The organism is Phormidium sp. CCY1219 (assembly GCF_055795085.1).
The window spans coordinates 1-281 of sequence record NZ_JAYFEQ010000494.1 but is presented as its reverse complement, the minus strand read 5'-3'; the positions used below and the strand labels follow the sequence as shown (position 1 = coordinate 281).

Annotated in this window: 1 protein-coding gene; it reads left to right on the top strand. The window is 42.0% G+C overall.

The window, feature by feature from the left end; translation table 11 throughout:
• Positions 1–12: 12 nt before the first annotated feature.
• Positions 13–281 (top strand): group II intron maturase-specific domain-containing protein (locus AC0QH1_RS12875; protein ID WP_324631540.1); only part of this gene is annotated, 269 nt, incomplete at its 3' end.

Here is a 281-nt window from a genome sequence, read left to right as displayed (position 1 = left end):
TACTCAACAGTAGTGTCTAAAGAAGTCTTCTCTCAAATGGATAATTTACTATTTTGGAAATTAGCCAGATGGGGAAACCGAAGACATTCCAATAAAACTGAAAAGTGGGTAGCCAAGAAATACTGGCAAACAATAGGGAATCGGCAATGGGTATTCGCAACACGAGCGGAATCAAACCCAATCAAATTGCTAAACCACGCCGATACTCCAATTGTCAGACACGTTAAAGTCAAAGGCGAGGCCAGCCCATACGACGGCAATCTCAAATATTGGAGTACAAG